Source organism: Alkalicaulis satelles (assembly GCF_008630495.1).
GTDB classification, from domain to species: domain Bacteria; phylum Pseudomonadota; class Alphaproteobacteria; order Caulobacterales; family Maricaulaceae; genus Oceanicaulis; species Oceanicaulis satelles.
The window spans coordinates 417,397-440,330 of record NZ_VWOJ01000001.1 but is presented as its reverse complement, the minus strand read 5'-3'; the positions used below and the strand labels follow the sequence as shown (position 1 = coordinate 440,330).

The following is a 22,934-nucleotide window of genomic DNA, read 5'->3' as shown; positions in this document are numbered from 1 at the left end:
CATGCGTTTTGTATGGATCGGGCTGGGCGTGATCGTGGCGCTGATCGGCGCGCGCATGGCCTATGTGGTCATTCCGGCGTCCGGCGCGCTGACGCCGGTCAGCGAGATCGGGACTGAGGGCTGTGTGCGCGTGCCGGTGGCGCCCGGGACCGAGGATGTGACCATCGATCCGGTCACCGGGCTCGCCTTTGTCTCCGCCCAGGACCGGCGCGCAGGAAGCATGGCCCAGACCAACGGGATTTACGTCTTTGATCCGGCCAATCCGGACCTGGTGCGGCGGGTGTCCAATGATGCGCCCGCCGATTTCCGCCCCCACGGCATCAGCCTGTGGCGCGGGCAGGGGCCGGACGGCGAGGCGATGGCGCGCCTGTTCGTGATCAGCCATCCCGCCTCGGGCAGCCAGGTGCTGATCTATGATATCGGCGAGGGCGGCGCGCTCACCCATCTGGAAACCGTCACCGATCCGGTGATCCGCAGCCCCAATGATGTGGTGGGGGTGGGGCCGCGCCAGTTCTACATCACCAACGATACCTATTTCGGCGATACGCCCATGGGTTATCTGGAGGCGTTTCTCGGCCTGCCGCTGGGCAATGTGGCCTATTTCGACGGCCGCTCGGCGCGCAAGGCGGCGGGCGGCTTCATCTACGCCAACGGGATCAATGTCAGCGCAGACGGGCGCCAGCTCTACGCCGCCGCCTTCCTGGGCCGCGAGGTGCAGGTGTTTGACCGCGATATCGCCAGCGGTGAGCTGACCCGCACCGCCCGCCACCGCATGCCGCTGGGCGCGGACAATATCGAGATCGGCCCGGACGGCGCGCTCTATGTGGGCGGCAATGTGCAGGTCTTCGCGTTTCTGGCTCATGCCGAGGACGAAAGCGCGCTGGCGCCGTCGATCGTCATGCGCCTGGACCCGCAGACCGGCGAGCAGCGCACCGTGTTCATGAATGATGGCTCGCTGATCAATTCGGCCAGCGTGGGTGCGGTGCATGACGGGCGCCTGGCGGTGGGCGCGGTGTTTGACGCTCACGTCCTGCTCTGCCCCTATGACGGCTGATTCATCCATCCAGGAAGGCCCCATGACGCACGATATCCAAGCCGGGCTTGACGCCGGGATCATGACCCTGCGCTTCAACCGCCCGACCAAGAAAAACGCCATCACCCGCGCCATGTATACGGCGCTGGCCGAGGGGCTGGAGCGGGCGGATACGGACAATTCAGTGCGCGTGGTGGTGATCGCAGGCGCGCCCGGCGTGTTCACCGCAGGCAATGACCTGATCGATTTCATGGAGGCGCCGCCCCATATCGGCGGCGGCGACGCCCCGCCGGTGGAGCGCTTCATGCGCGCGCTGATGGCCTGCCGCAAGCCGGTGATCGCGGCGGTGGACGGGCTGGCCATCGGGATCGGCGTGACCTTGCTGCTCCATTGCGATCTGGCTTACGCCAGCGACCGCTCGGTGTTCCGCACGCCGTTCGTGGATCTCGCCCTGGTGCCCGAATTCGGCTCGTCGGTACTGCTGCCGGGCCTGGCGGGGCGGGTTGTGGCGAACGAATTGTTGATGCTGGGCGAAAGCTGGGATGCGCAGCGGGCCGCTGCCAAGGGCCTGGTCAATGCGGTTCATGCGCCGGACGATCTGGAGCGCGAGGTGATGGCGCGCGCGCAAATTCTGGCCGCCAAGGCGCCCGAGGCGCTGCGCCAGACCAAGGCGCTCATGACCGCCGGTCAGGACGCGCTGATGGCCGTCATCCGCACCGAGGGCGAGGTGTTCGCCCGCCAGCTGTCCTCGGCCGAGTTCAGCGAGGCGGTCAACGCCTTCCTCGAACGCCGCGCGCCCGATTTCTCAAAGACAGGGTGAACGGCTTTCCGGGCTGGGCGCGCCGCGCAGCAGACCCTCAACGCTGATGTCCTCGTCTAGCTCGGGCCAGTGCAGCCCGTAACCGGCGCCGGCGATCTCGAAGCGCTGGCGAGCCTCCGGCTCCGCCTTCGCAAGCCGTGGAAACCAGCTCAGCGGCGCAGAAATCGAGCGCCCGTCGATCAGATCGACGACCAGAGCCTCCTCCACGATGCGCGCACCGGCGATCCGGATATCGGCGTTAGCGGCCAAAGAAGTCATGCCATCGCTCCAGACAGTCGGCTTGATGTTGCGAAATCAGGCGGTGAAGCCGTGTCAGTTCTCTTGTGCCGAAACCGGCGTTCCGCGCTAGAGACACGGGCGTTAGCCAGAACTTTGCGCTCAAATCATCACGATCCACGTGCACGTGCGGCGGTTCATTAGGTTCGTGACTGTAGAAGTATACCCTATACGGGCCATGTCGGAACAGGGTTGGCAATTTACAGCCGCGTTCCGGCGATCAGGCCGAGGCCGACAAGGCCGGCGGCGCAGATCAGGAGCAGCGCGCCATAGCCCACGCGCCGCCAGAAAATCTGGCGGGCGAGATCGGCCTGGCGGGGATGGCGCGAGAAGGCGGCGGCGGGCAGCTCTCCGGCCATGTCGCCCTCGGGATGGCTGGTGGCCGCGCCGGTGGCGAACTGGCTCAGCCGCGCCATCAGGTCGACCGCCAGGCGCGCCGTGGCCTTGTCCTGAAGCTGCAGGTGAAGGCTGCCCTCGCCATGGCCGAGCTTGCGCCCGCCGATGGCAGGCGGCGTCTCGGTGCGGGTGAGCCTGGAATAGCGGCGCACCTCATCGGATTCGGCGTCATCGGCGTCGGGCTTGTCGGGGGGCAGGCCGAACAGCACCAGTCGCATGACGAATTCGGCCAGATTGGCCCGTTCGAGCAGTTTCAGCCGTTCGGCGCGTTCAATGCCGTGGCCCTGGGCCAGCGCCTCGCCCAGCCGCTTGATGCGGTAGGCGGCCGCCAGCGGCTCCTCGGGGCCTTTCATCACGCCTTTCGCGGGCGTTTCGCTGCGCCGGGCGGCGATCCCGAAGCGCCGGCGCGGCTCGCGCGGCGGCTTGGCGCGCACGAAGGGCCCGCGCACCACCCCGCCAAAGCTTTTCAGGCAGGCGTCGAAGGCCTGGCGCGCGGCGCGCACGGCGGCGGCGTGGCGGATCTTGTCCGACAACAGGTCGGAGGAAAGGAGCTGGTCGGCCTCCCACAGCCGGCGCGCGGCTTCCTTCAGCGCCGCAGCCGCGGCCTGGGGATCGAACGCGACGCTCTCGCCGGAGCTTTCCAGATTGGCCTTGCGGCGTAGCGCTGCGTCCGACTGGAGCTTCAGCGACAGGAGAATGTGGTCGAACTGGCTGTCGCGGTCGTGCGGCCAGTCATTGCGCCGCCAGCGGCCGAGCTGGAAATACCAGCGCGACTGGCCCTGCTGCAGGCGTGCGTTGAGATCGCGGCTGAAATCCAGCTGCTCCTCGCCCGGCAACAGGTCGAAGAACATCTCCACGAAATCAAAGACCAGCAGATTGGCCGGCAGGCCGTAAGGATCATCCTTGACCGGTTCGATGGCCGGCGGCTGCCCGGAATATTCGAACAGCCAGTCCAGGCCCGCCATGGCGACCTCGGACAGCGCGTGTTCGCTGCGCTGCTGATAGGCGTCGGCCATGCGCTTGGCGGCGCGGCGCGGCAAATCCTTGACCGCGCGCTGCTCATTGACGTTGCCGATGGCGCGCTTGACCTGCTCGCGCATGTCGCTTTCGCGCTGGACATGCTCTCTCAGGCGCGATGCAGGCGTCTCGCTGGTTTCGTCAGCGCTCTGCTCCACCGCGCGGTAATCGTGCAGGTGCAGGTCTTCCAGGAACAGATCGCCGCATCCGATGCGGGCCTGATAGCGCTGGCTGAACAGCTCGGTCACGCTCATGCCGGGTCCTCCCGGCCAAGAAGATCCTCACGGGTGAGGGTGAAGCCCGAGGCCACCCAGCGCTCCTCCAGAGCCTCCAGCCGCGCGCCCAGCTCAGGGCCGGGGGTGAGGCCGGCGCGGATCAGATCCTCGCCCGAGACCGGAAAGCGCGGCTTGCGCCACTGGGCGGCCTGCGCCAGGGCGGGGCTGGCGTCATCGCCGGTGCGCGCTTCATCCAGCCGCAGGCGGTCGCTGACGGCCTGCGCGCCCAGATGATAGAGCGCCCGGCCCAGATCGGACTGACTCATGCGCGCGCGCACCGGACCGGCCTTCTCGGGCGCCGGGCCGGTCATGGCGGCCAGACGGGCGTGTTCAGCCCGTGAAGCCTTCATGCGCTCGCATAAAGTCGCCACTATGTCCCCATCCTGTCCCGCCAGCGCCGCAAGGCGCACAAGCGCATCGGGCGGGCGTGACTTCCCTCGATCACTGTTAATTATGCTTAAGAAAAGCTTGAAGTCGAGGGCGGCGGGCCAGACCACGTCCAGAACGTGACCTTTGTGCATCGCTTCAATGACAGCCCCCGGATCGGGCGCCGAGAGCAGGCGTTTGAGCTCTTTCCAGACCCGTTCGGCCGAGAGGGAGGCCAGCTTGGGCGCCAGCGCCTCGCACGCCTTGCGCCCTATCGGGTCAAGGCCCTGAGCCATCCAGGCGCTGAAGCGGTAAAAGCGCAGGATGCGCAGATAATCCTCTTCGATGCGCGCTTGCGCCTGGCCGATAAACACCACGCGGCCCGCCTGGGCGGCGGCGGCGCCGTCGAAGGGATCAAAGAGGCTGCCGTCCCGCCGGGCGTAGACAGCGTTCAGGGTGAAATCGCGCCTGGATGCGTCTTCGGCCCAGTCTTGCGTAAACGCCACCACCGCCCGGCGCCCGTCCGTGGACACATCCCGGCGCAGGCTGGTGATCTCCACCGGCTGGCTATTGACGACCGCTGTCACCGTGCCGTGCTCGATCCCGGTGGGGACCGCCTTGATTCCGGCGGCCTCCAGCGCAGCCGTGACCGCGTCCGGGGCGAGCTGTGTGGCGATGTCGATATCGCCGACCGGCTCGCCGCGCAGCGCGTCGCGCACGCAGCCGCCGACGAAACGCGCCCGGTCGCTTGCGCCCGGACTGATCGCCTCCATCACCACGCTGGCCGGGCCGGTCTGGAGCCAGTCATGTGTCCGGGGATCGAGACGGGCCTTGCTCATGACCCGCTCCTAGCCGCCGGGATCGTCAGAATCAGACGGCTCTTCAGGCTCAGACGGCTCTTCGGGCTCTGGCTCGCGCACGCGCGGGCCGAGATGGCCCGGCGGGGTGGGGGAGCGCTCGATGCGCGGCGGCGCGTGGCCCTCGCCGCGATCAGCGCTGCCGCCGGTGGTCATCGCCAGTATGGTCAGGGTCAACAGCGCCGTCACCGCGCCCGCCGCCGATAGCCAGCCCAGCGGCGCGCGGCCCTCGAAACCGCGAGCACGGGCCGCGATCTGCCACACGATAAAGGGCACAATGAAGGCCAGGGCCGTGATCAGGATCATGCGGATCATCGTGCAGCCTTCCCCGCGAATTGCAGACCGCCCGGGCGGCCCTCGGCATAGCGCCGCGACAGGGCGCGCAGCATGCCCGCCGTGGCGCCCCATATATAGCGTCCCTGCCAGGGCATGGCGTAATAGCGCCGCAGCATGCCCCGGAATTCACGCTCTTCCAGCCGGTGGTTAGCCGGATTCATCAGGAAATCGAAGGGCGTCTCGAACACCTCGGCCACCTCGCCGGGATCAGGCGTCAGGGTGAACCCGGCCTCGGCCACGCCCAGAAACGGCGTCACCTCAAACCCGGTCACGGTTTCATAGCTTTCCCACCGACCGATAAGTGAAATATTCGATGGCGCTAAACCGATTTCCTCATGTGTTTCACGAAGTGCGCATTCGGCCAGGCTTTCCATGCCCGCCAGCTGGCTCCCGCCGGGAAAGCTGACCTGTCCGGCATGGGCCTGAAGGTGATCGGCGCGGCGGGTGAACAGGATGCGCAAAACATCCTCCTCGCGCACCAGCAGCGCCAGCACGGCCGCCGGGCGCAGCTTGCGGCCCGTGGGCGAGGGCGCGCCGTTGAGATCGCCATCGCCATAGTGCGGCGCACTGACCCGCGCATCCACCGGATCGAGCACGCGCGTCAGCCGGGCGAGTATGGCGTCTGCGCCCGGCGCAGGCTTCGCGCTCACGGGGCCGGCCCCAGCGGAAAGAAAACGCCCCGGCTCCACACGCCCATCACCTTGCGGCCCTGATCATCCTGGCCGGGTACGGCCAGGGCGGCCAGATCATAGAAGGCGGCGCGCGTGATCAGCGCGTCCAGCCGCCCGCGTACCCGCACAAAGGGCTCGGGCTCCCCGTCCGGGCCGGTTTCGACCCGGATGGGATGATCGGGGCCGGCGGGCACGGCGTCGTCCATATTGGTCAGAAAGGCGAGTTTCTGATCGCGGCCTTCGCCCTCGTGATCGACGCGCACGGCGATGAAGGGCGCGGCCTCCACCTCGATGCGGATCTTCTCAACGGGCGTGACCAGATAGGTCTCGCCGTCCTCATCCTTGCGCAATATGCGCGCGAACAGGCGCACCAGGCGCTCGCGCCCGATGCGCGTGCCCTCATGCCACCAGCTGCCATCGCGGCGGATCACCATGTCCATCTCGCCGCAATATTCCGGCTCCCAGCGCTCTACGGGCGGATAGCCTTTCGCGCCGCCAGCGGCCTCGGCCGCCTTCATCAGCGACTGCATTGCATCTTGGTCATGGTCAGGCGTGGCCATGGACACCTCGGCAGGCTGCGGCCATGTTTGGCCTCAAGGTCTTGCTCTGAAGGATTTAGGGTCATGTCCAGCTCGATGAAAGACTCCGCAGACATCGCCGCGCGCGCAGATGCGGCTGCGGCGCGCCTGGCCGAGGCGCGTGCATCCCTTGCCCGCTCCATTATCGGACTGGACGAAGTGGTCGAGCGCACGCTGGCGGTGATCCTGTCGGGCGGCCATGGCCTGCTGGTGGGCGCGCCGGGTCTGGCCAAGACCCGGCTGGTCCATGCGGTGGCCGTGGTCACGGGGCTCGATGACAAGCGCGTGCAGTTCACCCCCGACCTGATGCCGGCTGATATTCTCGGCTCTGAAGTGCTGGAGGAGGGCAAGGACGGCAAGCGGGCTTTCCGCTTCATTCCCGGCCCGGTCTTCTGCCGGCTGCTGATGGCTGACGAGATCAACCGGGCGAGCCCGCGCACCCAGGCTGCGCTCTTGCAGGCCATGCAGGAAGGCTTCGTCACCGTGGCCGGCCAGCGCCATGACCTGCCCAGGCCCTTCCATGTCCTGGCCACCCAGAACCCGATCGAGCAGGAGGGCACCTATCCGCTGCCCGAAGCCCAGCTCGACCGTTTCCTGATGCAGATCGACGTGCCTTACCCCTCGCGCGAGGATGAGCGCGCCATCCTTCTGGCCACCACCGGGACCGATGAGGATCAGGCCGTCGCCGTGCTGACGCCGGACGAGATCGCCGCGCTGCAGCAGCTGGTGCGCGCCATGCCGGTGGGCGAGACGGTGCTCAATGCCATCCTTTCCCTCATGGAGCGCGCGCGTCCCGACCGGTCTTCGCACGCCGATGTGCGCGAGGGCGTCGCCTGGGGGCCGGGGCCGCGCGCCGGCCAGGCCCTGATGCTGGCGGTGCGTGCGCGCGCGCTTTTGCAGGGCCGTCTGGCGCCGTCCACCGAAGACGTGATCGCGCTGGCCGAGCCGGTGCTGAAACACCGCATGGCGCTGACGTTCGCTGCGCGGGCCGATGGCCTGGCGGTGGAGACCCTGATCAACCGGCTCGCCGCCGAAGCGGCCTGAACGCCATAAGGATAGCCCATCGCCTCCATGGCCCCGACCCGCGCCCCCTCGCGACCCGACAGGCTCCGCCGCGAAGCGGAGCGGGCCGCGTCACGTTTTCCCGCACTGCTGGCCGAGGCTGAACGCATTGCGTCCAGCGTGGCGCTGGGCGCCCATGGCCGGCGTCAGGCCGGATCGGGCGAAACCTTCTGGGAATACCGCCGTCACCGCGCCGAGGATGGCGCCAGAGCCGTGGACTGGCGCCGCTCGGCGCGGGGCGACCATCTGTTCGTGCGCGAGACCGAATGGGAGGCGGCCAACGCCATCTATCTCTGGCGCGACGGCTCGCCGGGCATGTCGGCGGGCAGTGCGGGCCTGCCCACCAAACAGGATCGCGGTGCGGTGTGCCTGATGGCGGCGGCCAGCCTGCTGGTGCGCGGCGGCGAACGGGTGGCGGCGCTGGGCGAGACAGGCCGGGCGCGGGGCGGCCGGGCCGGGCTTGAAATCACGGCGCGCGCCCTGGCTGACGGTCCGGGCTCGGTCTCCAGCGTTGAGGCGCCTGATCTGCCGCGCCATGCGCGGCTTGTACTGGCCAGCGATTTCCTCGATCCGCCCGAGACCTGGGCGCAGCGGCTCTCCGCACTGGCGGCATCGGGCGCGCGCGGGGTCTTGCTGCGGCTGGTCGATCCGTCCGAAGAGGCCTTCCCCTTCCAGGGCCGCACCCGGTTTGAAACCGCGGGCGGGGGCGACACACTCTTGTTCGGCAAGGCGGAATCGGCGCGCGAGGGCTATGCCCGGCTGTGGGCTGAGCATGGCGAGGCGCTGCGCGATCTCGCCCGGCGCGCGGGCTGGCGCCTCATCACCCACCGCACCGACCGCCCTGCGGGCGCGGCGGTGATGGCGCTCTATCAGGCTCTGGATCCGGAGCGATCATGATTTCTCTGGGACCACTCGCCTTTGCTGCGCCCTGGGCGCTGTCCGCGCTGATCGCGCTGCCTCTGCTATGGATGCTCTTGCGCGCCACGCCGCCTGCGCCGCGTTCGGTGGTGTTTGCGCCCATCCGCCTATTGCAGCGTCTGGCGCGCACGCCGGAAAGCCCGCAGACCACGCCCTGGTGGCTGGTGGCGCTGCGCCTGTTTCTGGCCGCCATCATCATCCTGGCGCTGGCGCGCCCGGTCTGGCAGCCCGATACGGGCGCAGGCGGCGATGAGCCGCTGCTTGTGATCATTGATGACGGCTGGACCTCGGCGGCGGCCTGGCCGTCGGTGCAGGCCGAGGCGCGCTCAAGGCTGGAGGGCGCGCGGGCCGATGGCCGCCCGGCGGCGCTGATCTTCACCGCACCGTCGCCGCGCCCGGTTGATGCGCCGCGCTTTGGCGATGCGCGCGAGGCGCTGAGCCGTCTGGACGCCCATCAGCCGCGCGCCTGGGCGCCGGACCGGGCCGAAGCGGCCGAACGCGTCAGCGCGGCGCTGGAGCAATCGGGCGCGCCTGCCCGGCTTGAAACCCTGTGGATATCCGACGGCGTGTCGGGCGGGGAGGGCGACCGGGCTTTGAGCCGCGCCGCCTATCAGCACGGGCCCGTGCGCGTGGTGACGCCCCAGCCGGGGACCGGCGCGCTGGGCCTGGCCGCCATCGAGGCCGAGCCGGACGGCTTCGCCGCCGTGATCCGGCGCGCTGACAGCCGCGGCGAGCTGCCAGTGTCCGTCACCGCGCTGGGCGCTGACGGGCGGGCGCTGGCGCGCGCGCAGGCCGTTTTCGCGGCGGGCGCCAGCGCAGTGCGGGCCGAGGCGCGCCTGCCGCTGGACATGCGCAACCGCATCACCCGGGTGGTGATTGACGGCGAAGCCTCCGCGGGCGCCGTGCAGGTGATGGGCGACCGCTGGCGCCGGCCGCGCATCGGCTTGCTGCAGGCCGAGGGCGGGGGCGAGGACGGCCAGCCGCTGCTCTCTGATCTGCATTATGCGCGCCAGGCGCTGGCGGGCATATCCGAACTGGTGACCGGCGATCTCGACCGGGTGCTGGAAGCCGAACCGGCAGGTCTGGTCATCGTGGACGCCGCCAATGCGCAGGACCCGCGCATCGCTGCGTTTCTGGAGGCGGGCGGGCTGGTGGTGCGCTTTGCCGGACCGCGCATGGCGGTGCGCGGCGGCGATCTGATCCCGGCGCCCTTGCGCGAGGGCGGACGGCTGTTTGGCGGCGCCATGGCCTGGGACGCGCCCCAGCCCGTGGCCGCCTTCGCGGACGACACGCCGTTTGCCGGGCTTTCGGTGTCTGAAGAGGTGCGCGTGACGCGCCAGGTGCTGGCCGAGCCCGGTCCGGCGCTGGATGCGCGCGTCTGGGCGCGGCTGGAAGATGGCACGCCGCTGGTCACCGCCGACCGGCGCGGCAATGGCTGGCTGGTGCTGTTTCACGTCACCGCAGGGCCGGACTGGTCGAGCCTGCCTTTGTCAGGGCTCTACCCGGCCATGCTGGAGCGGGTGCTGGCGCTGGCAGGCGGGGCGCAGGCGCAGACGCCCTCCATCGAGGGCGGCGCCTGGCGGCTGGAGCGCATGCTGGACGGGGCGGGCGCCCTGACCGATGCGCGCGGCGATGCTGATCCCATCCCGGCGGACGCCTTCACCGAAGCGCGTGCGGGCGCGCGCACCCCGCCGGGGATTTATACGCTCGGCGCGGCCAGCGCCGCGCTCAATGTGATGCGGCCGGGCGATGAACTGGCGCCCCTGGCGCGCGATCTGCCCGGGGCGAGCTATGAGACGCGCGGCGAGGCGCGCGAGCGGCGCCTGACCGGCGTGCTGCTGGCGCTGGCGCTGATCATTCTGGCCGCCGACGTGCTGATCGCGCTGGCGCTGTCGGGACGTCTGCCGCGCGTGCCTTTGCGCAGCGCCAGCACGGGCGCGGCGATGCTTCTGGCCGCCGGGCTGGCGATGCAGGGCGAGGCGCTGGCGGATGACGCGGAACACGCGCTGGAAGTGCGCTTCGCCTATGTCATGACCGGCGATGCGCGCATTGATTCCATCAGCCGGGCGGGCCTTGCCGGGATTTCCCGAGAGAGCCGGCGGCGCAGCGCGGTGGAGCCGGGCGCGCCGGCGGGCGTGAATATCGAGACCGATGAAATCCTGTTCTTCCCGCTGGTCTACTGGCCGCTGACGCCGGACGCGCCGGCTCTTTCCGAAGCGGCGGCGGCGCGCGTGAGCGCCTATCTCCAGTCGGGCGGGATGATCGTGTTCGACACCCGCGACGGGCGCGATGCGGCCAGTTCCCGCCAGCCCCATCCGGGACTCCTGCGCACGCTGGAGCGCCTCAACGTGCCGCCCCTGCAGCGCATCCCCAGCGATCATGTGCTGGGCAAGACCTTCTATCTTCTGAGCGATTATCCCGGCCGTTTTGCGGGCTCGGAGGTGTGGGTGGAGGCCAATCCCGACGGCTCGGCCCGCGATGGCGTATCGGGCCTGATCATCGGCTCGGCCGACTGGGCCTCGGCCTGGGCGGTGGATGAGGCGGGCCGCCCGCTGGCGCCGGTTGAAGGCGGCGAGCGCCAGAGGGAGATGGCCAACCGCTTCGGGGTCAATCTGGCCATGTACGCCCTGACCGGCAATTACAAGGAAGATCAGGTGCACGTGCCCGCCATCCTGCAACGTCTGGGGCGGCGCTGATGGACGCGGCCAGCCTCGTCCTCTCGCCCCTCCTGCCGGTCCCGCTCATCGCAGGTCTGACAGCTGTTGCGGTGGCGGCTGCCGCGCTGGCGCTGGCGCGGGGCTTGCGCGGCTGGCTGTGGCGGGCGCTGGCGGCGGCGGGTCTGGCGATTGCGCTTCTGAACCCCGCCCTGGTGCGCGAGGCGCGCGATCCGCTGACCGATATCGCCCTGGTGGTGATCGATGACAGCGCCTCCATGGATGTGGACGGGCGCGCCGGGGCCGCCGAGGCTGTGGCGGATTCGGTGCGCGATCTCTCCGAGCGCGACGCCACGCTGGAGATGGTGGAGGTCAGGGGCGGGCGCGCGCCGGACGGCACCCGCCTGATGGACGTGATCCAGCGCGGTCTCGCCGGTATTCCGCGCGAACGGCTGGCGGGCGTGGTCATCGCTTCGGACGGCCAGGTCCATGACGCGCCGTCCGATGGCGATGTGTTGGGCCTTAATGCGCCCTTGCATCATCTGATGACCGGTGATCCGGACGCGCGCGACCGGCGCCTGATCGTCTCGGAGGCGCCCCGCTATGGTCTGGTGGGTGAGCAGGTGACCTTCACCCTGCGCGTGGAGGACGAGGCTGATCCCGGCGGCACGGCGGTGGTGACGCTGTCAGTAGATGGCGGCGAACCGATACAGGCCCGGGTGGCCATCGGGCGCGAAGTGCAGGTGCAGGCCGAAATCCGCAATCGCGGCCCCAATGTGGTCCAGCTGGAAGTCGAGCCCGGCGAAGAGGAGCTGACCCTCATTAATAATCGCGCCGCGGTGAGCGTCACCGGCGTGCGCGACCGGCTGCGCGTGCTGCTGATCACCGGAGAACCCCATAATGGCGCAAGGGCCTGGCGCAATCTGTTAAAGTCCGATCCGAGCGTGGATCTGGTCCATTTCACCATTCTGCGCCCGCTGGACCGGGACGACTCGGTGCCCGCTGACGAGCTCGCCCTGATCGCCTTTCCGGTGTTCGAGCTGTTCCAGCTGCGCCTCAATGAATTTGATCTGGTGATCTTCGACCGCTACCGGCGCCGGGGCATTCTGCGCCCGCTCTATTTCGAGAACATCGCGCGCTATGTGGAGGATGGCGGCGCCTTGCTGGTCACCACCGGGCCGCCCTTCGCCGGACCCGACAGCCTGGCGCGCACAGCGCTGGCGGGCGTGTTGCCCGCTTCACCCGACGGCAATGTCATTCCCGGCCGCTTCACGCCGCGCATCTCCGAGGCTGGCGCGCGCCATCCGGTCACCGCGCCCATGGCGGGCGGGGAAGCCGACTGGGGCCCCTGGCACCGGCGCATTGGCGGGCGGGCGGTCTCTGGCGAGACCGTTCTGGAAAGCCCGGACGGCGCACCCTTGCTGACGCTGGCGCGGGCCGGAGAGGGGCGCGCCGCCGTGCTGCTCTCCGATCAGGCCTGGCTGTGGGCGCGCGGCTATGAGGGCGGCGGCCCGCATGACGAGCTGTTCCGGCGCGTGGCGCACTGGCTGATGGGCGAGCCCGAACTGGACGAGGAGCGTCTTACAGCGAGCGTCTCGGGCGGCCAGCTTTCGGTCACGCGCACCACGCTGGACGAGGACGCCCCGCCGCTGGAGGTGGAATGGCCGTCCGGCGCCAGCGAGACGCTGGAGATGAGCGAGGCCGAGCCGGGGCGCTTCACCGCTTCGACCGAAGCCAGCGAACAGGGCCTGGTGCGCCTGCGCTCGGGCGATCTCACCGCCGTCACGGCTTCCGGACCGCTCAATCCGCGCGAGTTCGCCGATCTGCGCCCGGACCCGGAAGGGCTCTCCATGCTCACTGACGCCAGCGGCGGCGGGGTGTTCACGCTGGGACCCGGCGTCAATCTGCCTGATTGGCGGCGCACCCGTGCGGGCGCGCGCCAGGCCGGACCGGACTGGGCCGGGCTGCAGCGCAATGAGGCCTATGTGGTGATGAGCGCCGAGCGCACGCCGCTGGCGCCGGGCCTGTTGCTGGCGGTGCTCATGCTGGGCCTGCTGGCGGGCGCCTGGCGCCGGGAAGGGCGCTAGAGGCTGGCCGCGCCGGGCGGCGCGCGCTAGCGTGCGCGCCTCATTGGCCGCGCCGGGGAGGGCGATCCATGCGCATCATGCTGACAGGTCTGGCGATTCTGGCGCTGGGCGCGTGTAATGAAACACCCTCTCACACGCTCGCTGAAACCGTGTTTTCAGGCGGGGTCATCCATACCGGCGGGCCGGACAGCGCTGAAATCGAGATGGTGGCGACAGCCCGGGGCCTGGTCCTGTGCGCCGGGTCCGAGACTGAATGCAGCGTCCATATCGGCCCGCAGACCGAGCGGATTGATCTGGCCGGGGCGGCGATGTTTCCCGGCTTCACCGACGCGCATGTACATATCCTGGGCGTGGGCATGCGCGAGCTGACGCTCAATCTCGAAGACGTGCGCTCGGTGGCCGAGCTGCAGGCTGCGGTGGCTGACGCGGCGCGCGAAACCTCCGACGTGATTTCCGGGCGCGGCTGGATCGAGACTCACTGGCCCGAAGGGCGCTTTCCCACCGCCGCTGATCTCGACGCCGTGGCGCCGGACACGCCCGTGGTGCTGGTGCGCGCGGACGGGCACGCGCTGGTAGCCAATTCGGCGGCTCTGGCCGAGGCGGGCGTGACCGCGGATACGCCCGATCCCGAGGGCGGGGAGATCCTGCGTGACGAGACCGGCGCGGCCACCGGCATGATCATCGACACCGCCATGGCGCCTTTCTACCGCTTCCTGCGCGAGCCCGAGGGCGAGGCGCGGGCGCGCGCCTACGAGATCGGGGCGCAGGTGCTGGCCGCCTCGGGCTGGACCGGCGCCCACACCATGACCATGCGCTTTGACGATGTGGACATATTGATCGCGCTGGCCGATCAGGGCCGCCTGCCTCTGCGCGTGCACGCCTACGCCAATCCGGAGGATTATGACGCGGTGGCTGCGCGCATGGTGCTCAATGAGGGCGGGGGCCGCGTCACCGCGCGCGGCATCAAGTTCTATATGGATGGCGCGCTGGGCTCGCGCGGTGCGGCGCTCTTGCGTCCCTATGACGATGCCCCGGCCTCCACGGGCCTATTCATCGCGCGCGACGAGGACACGTCCGGCCTGATGCGCCGGGCGCTGGAGGATGGCGTGCAGCTGGCCGGTCACGCCATTGGCGATGCGGGCAACCGCCGCCTGCTGGACTGGATGGAGGCGGCGTTCGAGGAGACCCCGCCCGAGGCGCGCGCCTTTGCTGACCCGCGCTGGCGCATCGAACACGCCCAGGTGCTGCACCCCGACGACATCCCGCGCTTTGGCCAGATGGGCGTCATCGCCTCCATGCAGCCGAGCCACGCCATCGGCGATCTGCATTTTGCGCCCGCGCGCATCGGCATTCAGCGCCTGGAAGGCGCCTATGCCTGGCGCTCGCTGGTTGAGAGCGGGGCGGTCATCGCGGGCGGGTCCGACGCGCCGGTGGAGCGCGGCGAGGCGCGCATCGAGTTCTACGCCGCCGCGGTGCGCCGCGATCTGGACGGGTTTGCCGGCGAGGGCTGGAATCTCGATCAGGCGCTGGACCGGGTCACGGCGCTGCGCCTGTTTACGCAATGGCCGGCCTTCACCGTGCGCGAGGAAGCGCGCCTGGGCCGCATCGCGCCGGGCTTTATCGCCGACTTCTCGGTGTTCGACACCGATCTGATGGCCGCGCCCGATCTCGATCTGCGCCATGCGCGACCGGTGATGACCGTGCTGGACGGGCAGGTGGCCTGGCGCGCCGCTGACAGCCAGCCTTGAGCCCCTGATCGGTAACCGTTTGAATTGAAGTCAACGTTTTTTGGAGTACGCCCATGTCGCAACTGGAAGAGGCCTTTTCGGGCGTCAAGCAGGTCGCCGATGCGCTGAAATTCGACGAGGGCGCCCTTGAGGCCTGGATGGCGGCCCATGTGGACGGCTTCGCCGGGCCGCTCACCGTCGAGCAGTTCAAGGGCGGCCAGTCCAATCCCACCTACAAGCTCACCACGCCGGGCCGCGCCTATGTCTTACGCCGCAAGCCGCCGGGCAAGCTCCTGCCGTCCGCCCATGCGGTGGATCGGGAATACACCGTGATGAAAGCCCTGGAGGCGCAGGGCTTTCCCGCCCCGCTCATGCATGCGCTGTGCGAGGACGAGGCGGTCATCGGCACGGCCTTTTATGTAATGGATTTCGTCGAGGGCCGGATTTTCTGGGATCCCTACCTGCCGGGCCTCCAGCCGGCGGAACGCGCGGCGATCTATGACGCCTCCAACGCGGCGCTGGCCCAGCTGCATTCCATCGATATCGCGGCGGCGGGGCTGTCGGACTACGGCAAGCCGGGCAATTATTTCGAGCGCCAGATCGGGCGCTGGTCCAAGCAGTACAAGGCCGCCGAGACCCAATCCATACCGGCCATGGACAAGCTGATCGAATGGCTGCCCGCCAACGCGCCTGAGCAGGACCGGGTGAGCGTCGTCCACGGCGATTTCCGCCTGGACAACATGATCTTCCATCCCACCGAGCCGCGCGTCATCGCGGTGCTGGACTGGGAGCTCTCCACGCTGGGCGATCCGCTGGCCGATTTCACCTATCAGCTGATGCAGTGGCGCACGCCCAAGGACATCCGCTCGGGCTTCCTGGGCGTCGACCTCAAGGCGCTGGGCATCCCCACCGAGGATGAATACGTGGCCGCCTATTGCCGGCGCACCGGCCGGGACGGCATCCCCAAGCTGGATTTCTATATAGCCTACAACATCTTCCGCCTGGCCGGCATCGCCCAGGGCGTCTATGCCCGCGCCCTGCAGGGCAATGCCTCCAACGAGCGCGCCAAGGAACTCGGCGCCCTGGTGGGGCCCATGGCCGATTATGCGTGGAGCATTGCGGAGAGGGCGTAAGCCTTACCCCGCCGAGATCGCCGTGCGCCCGGCATAGGCCGCCGCCGAGCCCAGCTCCGCCTCGATGCGCAGGAGCTGGTTATACTTGGCGGTGCGGTCCGACCGCGCCAGCGAGCCGGTTTTGATCTGCCCGCAATTGGTGGCGACGGCCAGATCGGCGATGGTGGAATCCTCGGTCTCGCCCGAACGGTGGCTCATCACCGCGCCATAGCCTGCGCGCAGGGCCATCTCCACCGCGTCCAGGGTTTCCGACAGCGTGCCGATCTGGTTGACCTTGACCAGAAGGGCGTTGGCCGCGCCTTCCTCGATCCCGCGCCACAGGCGCTCAGGGTTCGTCACGAACAGATCATCGCCCACCAGCTGGCACTGGCCGTCCAGCGCTTCGGTGAGCGCGGTCCAACCCGCCCAGTCATCCTCGGCCATGCCGTCCTCGATGGAGACGATGGGGTAGGCCTCCACCAGTTCTTTGAGATAGGCCGCGAACTCGTCCGAAGAGCAGGTGCGGCCCGCGCCTTCCATCACATAGCGCCCGTCGCGGAAAAACTCGGTGGAGGCCACGTCCAGCGCCAGCACCACATCCTCGCCCGGCTTGTAGCCGGCGGTCTCGATGGCGCCCATCAGCACGTCCAGGCAGTGCTCGGCGCTTTTCAGGTCCGGCGCGAACCCGCCCTCATCGCCCACATTGGTGGAATAGCCGCCCTGTTTCAGGGTGGATTTGAGGGCGTGGAAAATCTCCGCCCCGCAGCGCAGCGCTTCGGAAAAGCTGGGTAGGCCGGTGGGCATCACCATGAATTCCTGGAAGTCTACGGGATTGTCGGCATGGGCGCCGCCATTGATGACGTTCATCATCGGCGCGGGCAGGATGCGCGCATTCACCCCGCCCAGATAGCGGTAGAGCGGCAGGCCGCGCGCCTGGGCCGCCGCCTTGGCCGCGGCCAGCGACACGCCCAGGATCGCATTGGCGCCCAGGCGCGCCTTGTTGGGCGTGCCGTCCAGCTCGATCATGGCTTCGTCAATGACGCGTTGTTCGGCCGCGTCTATGCCCACCAGCGCCTCGAAAATCTCGGTCTCCACGGCGCTGACAGCCTCACGCACGCCCTTGCCGCCATAGCGCTGGCCGCCATCGCGCCGTTCCACCGCCTCATGGGCGCCGGTGGAGGCGCCAGAGGGCACCGCCGCGCGGCCCATGGAGCCGTCATCGAGCAGCACATCCACCTCAACGGTGGGATTGCCGCGGCTGTCGAGAATCTCGCGCGCCTTGATGTCGATGATTGCGCTCATGGTCTGGGCCCCCTTGGAGATGATGGCGCGCGTGATACCCCAGCCCGGCTCTTGCGCAAAGGCCCCCGCGCGCACGGGCGGCAGCGGGGGAGGGTGATTTTGCTTAAAGCTTCGAACCATGCGTTTCCCCGGCGCAAGCCGGGGCCCAGGGGCGCCGGTGAATCTGGATCCCGGCGTTCGCCGGGAAAACGCGAGGGGAATGGATGGCGTGAAAACACTTCAAACGCGGGCGCGAAGCCCATTCCTCTCCCTTGATGGGGGAGGTGCGCCGAGCGAAGCGAGGGGCGGAAGGGGTGAAGGCGCTGTCATTTGGAAAGCTGAGCGCCGCACCCCTCACCTTTATCCTCTCCCCTCAGGGAGGGGAGAGGGGGCATAAGCGTTGAGTCTATTTTCGGAAATGCCAGGTCCCAAGCCCAAAGGAACAAGTGCGGCGTGGAAGCCCCCTCTCCCCCATGACCATGGGGGCTGAGCTCACAAAGATTGATCCGGTGGATCAATCGACTGAGCGAAGGATAAAGGTGAGGGGGCGCGGGAGATCATGTCGCGCCCGGCCTCTCCATCACGGGGAGGGAGAAGAACGCTGCGCTGGAGATATCTCAACTCAACCCTCTCAATCTGCGTTTCCCCGGCGAAAGCCGGGGCCCAGTTGCAGCCGCTCTTCTGGATCCCGGCTTTCGCCGGGAAAACGCGAGGGGGAGATGGATGGGGACAGTTTTCAGGCGTCTGCGCCGCCTTCTTTCCTCCCCCTCGATGGGGGAGGTGTCCGCGCAGCGGACGGAGGGGGTGATGGCGCGGTCCTCTCAGTGGATGGCGCCCGGCCTCTCCACCCCACCCGAGCCGTGGCTTCGCCCCGGCCCACCCTCCCCATCGAGGGGAGGGAAAAAGTGCGCTGACCCGGAGCGCCCTAGTCCGACAGCCTCTTGCCCGGAGCGATATCATAGGGGGACTGGCGCACATGGATGAGGGCGGGGCGCCCGGCCGCCAGCGCGGCATCCAGCGCCGGGGCGAATGCGTCTGTCGTCTCCACATAGAACGCCGCCATGCCAAAGCTCTGCGCCAGCGCCTTGAAGTCGGGATTGACCAGGTCGGTCCCCGACACACGGCCGGGATAGTCGCGGTCCTGGTGCATGCGGATGGTGCCGTAGACGCCGTTATCGAACACGCATGCCACAATGTTCGCGCCGTGCTGGACGGCGGTGGCCAGTTCCGGCGCGGCCATGAGAAAATCGCCATCCCCGCACACCGCAATCACCGGGCGTTCGGGATGGCGCAGCTTGGCGGCGATGGCGGCGGGCAGGCCGTAGCCCATGGCGCCGGATGTGGGCGCCAGCTGGCCGGGAAAGGCGCTGTGATCGAAGAAGCGATGCAGCCAGGCGGCGAAATTGCCCGCGCCATTGGTCATGATGGCCTGATCGCCCAGCTTCGCCGAGACCGCGCGCCAGATTTCAGACGGATTGACCGCGCCGGTGACGGCCACGGGCTGCACCCAGGCCTCATAGGCCGCGCGGCGGGCTTTCACCCACGCCTCACGCGACGCGGCGTTGGAAGTCTTCAGCGCCTCCGCAAGCGCCAACGCCGCCGCGCCGGGCGAGGCGGTGACGGCCATGTCGGGGTGATAGACCCGGCCCAGCTCCTCGCCGCCGGGATGGACATGGATCAGCCGGTCGGCGGCGCCACCAGGAACCTCGAACAGATCATAGCTCTGGGTGGTCATTTCGCCCAGGCGAGGCCCCAGGGCGAGGATCAGGTCCGCCTCGCGCAGCGCATCGCGCAGGGCCGGATTGACGCCAATGCCCGCCTCTCCGGCGTAATGGGAATGGGTGTTATCGAACAGGTGCTTGGCGCGGAAACTTGTGGCGACGGGATAGTTGCCGCGCACCGCGATTGTCTGCAAGGCCGCGCGCGCCGCTGCGCTCCAGCCCGGCCCGCCGGCCAGGATCACCGGGCGCTCGGCAGCGTCCAGCCGCGCCACGATCTCGCGCACGGTGTCCGCGCCCGGCTCGCTGCGCGCGCGGGTGAAGGCGCGAGGGGCGGGGGCTTCGGCCACCTCAGTCAGCATGTCTTCGGGCAGGCCCACCACCACCGGACCGGGGCGGCCATGCAGGGCCAGGGCGAAGGCGCGCATGATCTGCTCAGCCACGCGCGCCGGATCGCGAATCTCGAAGGCGGCCTTGGCGATGCCGGCGAAGGCCTGGGCGTAATCGAGCTCCTGGAACGCCTCGCGCCCCTCGTCCTCGCGCCGCACCTGGCCGACCAGAAGCAGCATGGGCGTGGAATCCTGAAACGCGGTGTGCACGCCCACGGCGGCCTGGGTCGCGCCGGGCCCGCGCGTGACAAAGCACACGCCCGGGCGCCCGGTCAGCTTGCCGTCGGCCTCGGCCATATTGGCGGCGCCCGCTTCGTGGCGGCAGGTGATGAAGGCGATGCCGCTGTCCAGAAGCGCATCCAGCGCAGCCAGATAACTCTCGCCCGGCACGCCGAAAATCCGGTCCACGCCCTGGGCGGCGAGCGCGTCAATGAGATGCTGGGCGCCAGTGCGCAGGGGCATGGGAATGTCCTTCAAACGCAGCGCAAGCTCAAACGCTCACGCCTCTGTGATGCCCGCGTTTTCCCCCGATGGAGCGCGGGCGTCCAGCCCCGGCAGGCAGGCGTTACAAATTAACCCCTTCCCACACAGCGTGGTTTCCGTGAGGCTCGCGCGGATTCTGGCGGATTCTGTACCGGACGGGAGGGTTTGAAATGGCGCGACTATGGAGCGCGTTCGGCGCGGGGGCGGCGATGCTGGCCCTGCTGGCCGGATGCAATGAACAATCGAACGGCGAGGCCGCCAATGGCGGCGAGCTGGTGCGGTTTGATCCTGATCCCTATCCGTCCACCTATCAGCCCTTGCCGTCGGGCGTGACGCTGATCCGGGGCGCGAATGTGTTCGATGGCGTCGACCAGCTGCTGGAAGACACCGACATCCTGATCGAGGACGGGCGCATCGCGGCGGTCGGGCAGGGGCTCGCCGCGCCTGACGGCGCCAGCGTGGTGGAGGCCGAAGGCCGGTTCGTGACGCCGGGCGTGGTGGATATCCACTCCCATCTGGGCGTCTACGCCAGCCCCTCGGTCAGCGCCCATGCCGACGGTAATGAGATCCGTCATCCGGTGACGGCCGAGGTCTGGGCCGAACATGGCGTCTGGCCGCAGGATCCCGGCTTTGACACGGCGCTGGCTGCGGGCGTGACCACGCTGCACATCCTGCCCGGCTCGGCCAATCTGTTTGGCGGGCGGGGCGTGACGTTGCGCAATACGCCTGCGCGCACCGTTCAGGCGATGAAATTTCCCGATGCGCCCTACACGCTGAAAATGGCCTGCGGGGAAAACCCCAAGCGGGTCTATGGCACTCAGGGCCGCGCCCCGGCCTCGCGCATGGGCAATATGGCCGGCTATCGCGAAGCCTGGCAGCGCGCGGTGGAATACCGCGCCGCCTGGAAGCGTTACTGGGACGCGGATGATGCGTCCGCCACCCCGCCCACCCGCAATTTCGAGCTCGATACGCTGATGGGCGTGCTGGACGGCGAAATCCTGATCCAGATGCACTGCTACCGCGCCGATGAAATGGCGCTGGTGCTCGATATGGCGCAGGAGTTCGACTATCACGTGGCGGTGTTCCACCACGCGGTGGAGGCCTACAAAATCCCCGATCTGCTCGCCGAAGCCAATACCTGCGCGGCCGTGTGGGCCGACTGGGGCGGGTTCAAGATGGAAGCCTACGATTCCATCATCGAGAACCTGCCCATCACCCATGCGCTAGGCGCGTGCGGGATGATCCATTCCGATTCCGATCTGGGCATCCAGCGCCTCAATCACGAGGTGGCCAAGGCCCTGGGCGATGGCCGGCGCATGGGGCTGGAGATCACAGACGCCGAAGCGGTCTCCTGGTTCACCTCCGCGCCGGCGCGGGGGCTGGGGATTTTCGATGAGACGGGCTCCATCGAGACCGGCAAGCGCGCGGACATCGTGCTCTGGTCGGCCCATCCCTTGTCCAGCTACGCGCTGGCGGACCATGTCTATATCGACGGCGCGCTGCTTTACGACCGCGCCGATCCCGATCAGCGCACGGTGCGTGATTTCATGCTCGGCCAGCCCGGCCAGGAGGTGCGCTGATGACCGCTCACATGCTTCGTATGGCGGCGGCAGGCCTGACGGCCTGCTTCTTGAGCGCTGCAACGGCGCTGGCCCAGACCATCGCGGTCACCAATGGCCGCGTGATCACCAATGCCGAGGCCGGGGTGATCGAAAGCGGCACGGTGCTGATCCGCGATGGCCGCATCGCCGAGGTGGGCGCAAATGTGCGCATCCCGTCGGGCGCGCGCGTGATTGACGCTGAAGGCGGCTGGATCACGCCGGGGCTGTTCCATCCCCAGACCGAGCTGGGCCTGGTGGAAGTGGCGCTGGAGGCGGCGGCGCGCGACAACGCCGCGTCGGGCTCTTCCTTCACCGCCGCCATCGACGTGGCCGACAGCTTCAACCCGGCGGGCAATCACATTCCTTCGGCGCGGGTGAAGGGCGTGACGCGCTTCGCCGTGCATCCGGCGGTGGGCTCAGCCATCATCGCCGGGCGCGGCGCGCTGGCCGATGCGTCTGGCCGCCCCGACAGCCTGTTCGCCGACCGGCAGTTCATGCTGGTGGATCTGTCCGTCTCCGGCGCGCGCACGGCCGGCGGCGCGCGCAGCGCGGCCTGGGCCTATTTGCGCGCGGCCATCGAGGATGCGCGCTTCTATCCGGGCCGTTTCATGTCCCATCACGAAGGCGACGCCATCAACCGGTTTGACGCTGCGGCCATGGTCGATGTGGTGCGCGGGACCATCCCGCTGATCATGCGCATGGACCGGGCCAGCGATATCCGCCGGGCCATCGCCTTCCAGGCGCGCTATCCCGCCATACGCCTCATCATCGCCGGGGGCGCTGAAGCCCATCTGCTGGCTGATGAAATCGCCGAGGCCGGCATTCCGGTCATCCTGGATCCCATGCGTAATCTGCCCGCCAGCTTCGACACGCTGGCGGCCAGCAACCGCGCGGCGGGGATACTCCATGAAGCGGGGGTGGAGCTGGCCTACACCACGCTGGGCTCGGACCTCTACTGGAACCCGCGCCTGCTGCGCCAGCACGCCGGCATCGCTGTCGCTCATGGCGCCAGCTGGGAAGATGCGTTTAACGCCATCACCCTGGCGCCTGCGCGCATTTATGGCGTGGCGGACCGGTTCGGCTCGCTGGAAACCGGCAAGACGGCGGATGTGGTGGTGTGGGACGGCGATCCGCTGGAGGTGCTGAGCGCGCCCACAGCCGTGCTAATCGACGGGCGGGTGACCTCGCTGGAGACGCGCCAGACGCGTCTGCGCGACCGCTACGCCCAGATGCGCCGCGAGGGCGAGCACGGCTTTGCGCACTGAACAGTAAGAGGC

19 protein-coding genes are annotated in these 22,934 nt (G+C 68.8%); 10 read left to right on the top strand and 9 right to left on the bottom strand.

Annotated features, from left to right (window positions below):
- The first annotated feature begins 1 nt into the window (after window position 1).
- The gene (locus F1654_RS02120; protein ID WP_150021848.1) at window positions 2–1,054 is read left to right on the top strand and encodes a strictosidine synthase family protein; all 1,053 of its coding nucleotides are present in this window, start codon (window positions 2–4) and stop codon (window positions 1,052–1,054) included.
- A 22-nt stretch (window positions 1,055–1,076) separates the two neighbouring features.
- Window positions 1,077–1,853, top strand: coding sequence for an enoyl-CoA hydratase (locus tag F1654_RS02115; protein WP_150021847.1), 777 nt, complete (start codon window positions 1,077–1,079; stop codon window positions 1,851–1,853).
- Here F1654_RS02115 and F1654_RS02110 read toward each other — a convergent pair.
- The 7 genes from F1654_RS02110 to F1654_RS02080 all read right to left on the bottom strand — a co-directional run bounded on the left by F1654_RS02110 (window position 1,839) and on the right by F1654_RS02080 (window position 6,577).
- Entirely contained in the window at window positions 1,839–2,111 is a 273-nt protein-coding gene (locus F1654_RS02110) for a DUF2442 domain-containing protein (RefSeq protein WP_150021846.1), read from the bottom strand. The genes F1654_RS02115 and F1654_RS02110 overlap by 15 nt on opposite strands.
- Window positions 2,092–2,250, bottom strand: a complete 159-nt coding sequence (locus tag F1654_RS02105) for a DUF4160 domain-containing protein (protein WP_233205149.1) — start codon at window positions 2,248–2,250, stop codon at window positions 2,092–2,094. Before F1654_RS02105 ends, F1654_RS02110 begins: the two co-directional genes overlap by 20 nt.
- A gap of 79 nt (window positions 2,251–2,329) precedes the next feature.
- Window positions 2,330–3,796 carry a hypothetical protein gene (locus F1654_RS02100; protein WP_150021844.1) on the bottom strand — a complete coding sequence of 489 codons (1,467 nt, stop codon included), beginning with the start codon at window positions 3,794–3,796 and terminating at the stop codon, window positions 2,330–2,332.
- Window positions 3,793–5,022: a CCA tRNA nucleotidyltransferase gene (locus F1654_RS02095; protein ID WP_150021843.1), complete on the bottom strand. Its 1,230-nt coding sequence runs from the start codon at window positions 5,020–5,022 to the stop codon at window positions 3,793–3,795. Before F1654_RS02095 ends, F1654_RS02100 begins: the two co-directional genes overlap by 4 nt.
- A 9-nt stretch (window positions 5,023–5,031) precedes the next feature.
- Window positions 5,032–5,355, bottom strand: a complete 324-nt coding sequence (locus tag F1654_RS02090; protein WP_150021842.1) for a hypothetical protein — start codon at window positions 5,353–5,355, stop codon at window positions 5,032–5,034.
- Complete coding sequence (locus F1654_RS02085) at window positions 5,352–6,026, bottom strand: NUDIX hydrolase (protein WP_150021841.1); 675 nt, start codon at window positions 6,024–6,026, stop codon at window positions 5,352–5,354. Before F1654_RS02085 ends, F1654_RS02090 begins: the two co-directional genes overlap by 4 nt.
- Window positions 6,023–6,577 carry a DUF1285 domain-containing protein gene (locus F1654_RS02080; RefSeq protein WP_150022525.1) on the bottom strand — a complete coding sequence of 185 codons (555 nt, stop codon included), beginning with the start codon at window positions 6,575–6,577 and terminating at the stop codon, window positions 6,023–6,025. Before F1654_RS02080 ends, F1654_RS02085 begins: the two co-directional genes overlap by 4 nt.
- Before the next feature lie 93 nt (window positions 6,578–6,670).
- Between F1654_RS02080 and F1654_RS02075 the strand changes: the two genes are divergently transcribed.
- The 6 genes from F1654_RS02075 to F1654_RS02050 all read left to right on the top strand — a co-directional run bounded on the left by F1654_RS02075 (window position 6,671) and on the right by F1654_RS02050 (window position 16,206).
- Entirely contained in the window at window positions 6,671–7,669 is a 999-nt protein-coding gene (locus tag F1654_RS02075) for an AAA family ATPase (protein WP_150021840.1), read from the top strand.
- A 27-nt stretch (window positions 7,670–7,696) separates the two neighbouring features.
- Window positions 7,697–8,584, top strand: coding sequence for a DUF58 domain-containing protein (locus F1654_RS02070; RefSeq protein WP_150021839.1), 888 nt, complete (start codon window positions 7,697–7,699; stop codon window positions 8,582–8,584).
- Entirely contained in the window at window positions 8,581–11,301 is a 2,721-nt protein-coding gene (locus F1654_RS02065) for a DUF4159 domain-containing protein (RefSeq protein ID WP_150021838.1), read from the top strand. The genes F1654_RS02070 and F1654_RS02065 overlap by 4 nt, the downstream gene beginning before the upstream one ends.
- On the top strand, window positions 11,301–13,346 hold the full coding sequence (locus F1654_RS02060; RefSeq protein ID WP_150021837.1) for a hypothetical protein: 2,046 nt from the start codon (window positions 11,301–11,303) through the stop codon (window positions 13,344–13,346). Before F1654_RS02065 ends, F1654_RS02060 begins: the two co-directional genes overlap by 1 nt.
- Window positions 13,347–13,414: 68 nt before the next feature.
- Entirely contained in the window at window positions 13,415–15,094 is a 1,680-nt protein-coding gene (locus tag F1654_RS02055) for an amidohydrolase (RefSeq protein WP_150021836.1), read from the top strand.
- A gap of 53 nt (window positions 15,095–15,147) precedes the next feature.
- Entirely contained in the window at window positions 15,148–16,206 is a 1,059-nt protein-coding gene (locus F1654_RS02050) for a phosphotransferase (RefSeq protein ID WP_150021835.1), read from the top strand.
- Between the two features lie 3 nt (window positions 16,207–16,209).
- Here the strand turns inward: F1654_RS02050 and eno are convergent, their stop codons facing one another.
- Window positions 16,210–17,487, bottom strand: a complete 1,278-nt coding sequence (gene eno / locus F1654_RS02045) for a phosphopyruvate hydratase (protein WP_150021834.1) — start codon at window positions 17,485–17,487, stop codon at window positions 16,210–16,212.
- A gap of 904 nt (window positions 17,488–18,391) precedes the next feature.
- Window positions 18,392–20,035 carry a thiamine pyrophosphate-dependent enzyme gene (locus tag F1654_RS02040; RefSeq protein ID WP_150021833.1) on the bottom strand — a complete coding sequence of 548 codons (1,644 nt, stop codon included), beginning with the start codon at window positions 20,033–20,035 and terminating at the stop codon, window positions 18,392–18,394.
- A 191-nt stretch (window positions 20,036–20,226) separates the two neighbouring features.
- Between F1654_RS02040 and F1654_RS02035 the strand changes: the two genes are divergently transcribed.
- Complete coding sequence (locus F1654_RS02035) at window positions 20,227–21,636, top strand: amidohydrolase (RefSeq protein ID WP_150021832.1); 1,410 nt, start codon at window positions 20,227–20,229, stop codon at window positions 21,634–21,636.
- Entirely contained in the window at window positions 21,636–22,922 is a 1,287-nt protein-coding gene (locus F1654_RS02030) for an amidohydrolase family protein (protein WP_233205066.1), read from the top strand. Before F1654_RS02035 ends, F1654_RS02030 begins: the two co-directional genes overlap by 1 nt.
- Window positions 22,923–22,934 lie beyond the last annotated feature (12 nt).

Excerpts from the sequence above, each read along its gene's own strand:
- F1654_RS02120 (WP_150021848.1), top strand. The coding sequence starts at position 2 with ATGCGTTTTGTATGGATCGGGCTGGGCGTGATCGTGGCGCTGATCGGC.
- F1654_RS02115 (WP_150021847.1), top strand. The coding sequence starts at position 1,077 with ATGACGCACGATATCCAAGCCGGGCTTGACGCCGGGATCATGACCCTG.
- F1654_RS02110 (WP_150021846.1), bottom strand. The coding sequence starts at position 2,111 with ATGACTTCTTTGGCCGCTAACGCCGATATCCGGATCGCCGGTGCGCGC.
- F1654_RS02100 (WP_150021844.1), bottom strand. The coding sequence starts at position 3,796 with ATGAGCGTGACCGAGCTGTTCAGCCAGCGCTATCAGGCCCGCATCGGA.
- F1654_RS02095 (WP_150021843.1), bottom strand. The coding sequence starts at position 5,022 with ATGAGCAAGGCCCGTCTCGATCCCCGGACACATGACTGGCTCCAGACC.
- F1654_RS02090 (WP_150021842.1), bottom strand. The coding sequence starts at position 5,355 with ATGATCCGCATGATCCTGATCACGGCCCTGGCCTTCATTGTGCCCTTT.
- F1654_RS02080 (WP_150022525.1), bottom strand. The coding sequence starts at position 6,577 with ATGCAGTCGCTGATGAAGGCGGCCGAGGCCGCTGGCGGCGCGAAAGGC.
- F1654_RS02075 (WP_150021840.1), top strand. The coding sequence starts at position 6,671 with ATGTCCAGCTCGATGAAAGACTCCGCAGACATCGCCGCGCGCGCAGAT.
- F1654_RS02070 (WP_150021839.1), top strand. The coding sequence starts at position 7,697 with ATGGCCCCGACCCGCGCCCCCTCGCGACCCGACAGGCTCCGCCGCGAA.
- F1654_RS02065 (WP_150021838.1), top strand. The coding sequence starts at position 8,581 with ATGATTTCTCTGGGACCACTCGCCTTTGCTGCGCCCTGGGCGCTGTCC.
- F1654_RS02060 (WP_150021837.1), top strand. The coding sequence starts at position 11,301 with ATGGACGCGGCCAGCCTCGTCCTCTCGCCCCTCCTGCCGGTCCCGCTC.
- F1654_RS02055 (WP_150021836.1), top strand. The coding sequence starts at position 13,415 with ATGCGCATCATGCTGACAGGTCTGGCGATTCTGGCGCTGGGCGCGTGT.
- F1654_RS02050 (WP_150021835.1), top strand. The coding sequence starts at position 15,148 with ATGTCGCAACTGGAAGAGGCCTTTTCGGGCGTCAAGCAGGTCGCCGAT.
- eno (WP_150021834.1), bottom strand. The coding sequence starts at position 17,487 with ATGAGCGCAATCATCGACATCAAGGCGCGCGAGATTCTCGACAGCCGC.
- F1654_RS02040 (WP_150021833.1), bottom strand. The coding sequence starts at position 20,035 with ATGCCCCTGCGCACTGGCGCCCAGCATCTCATTGACGCGCTCGCCGCC.
- F1654_RS02035 (WP_150021832.1), top strand. The coding sequence starts at position 20,227 with ATGGCGCGACTATGGAGCGCGTTCGGCGCGGGGGCGGCGATGCTGGCC.
- F1654_RS02030 (WP_233205066.1), top strand. The coding sequence starts at position 21,636 with ATGACCGCTCACATGCTTCGTATGGCGGCGGCAGGCCTGACGGCCTGC.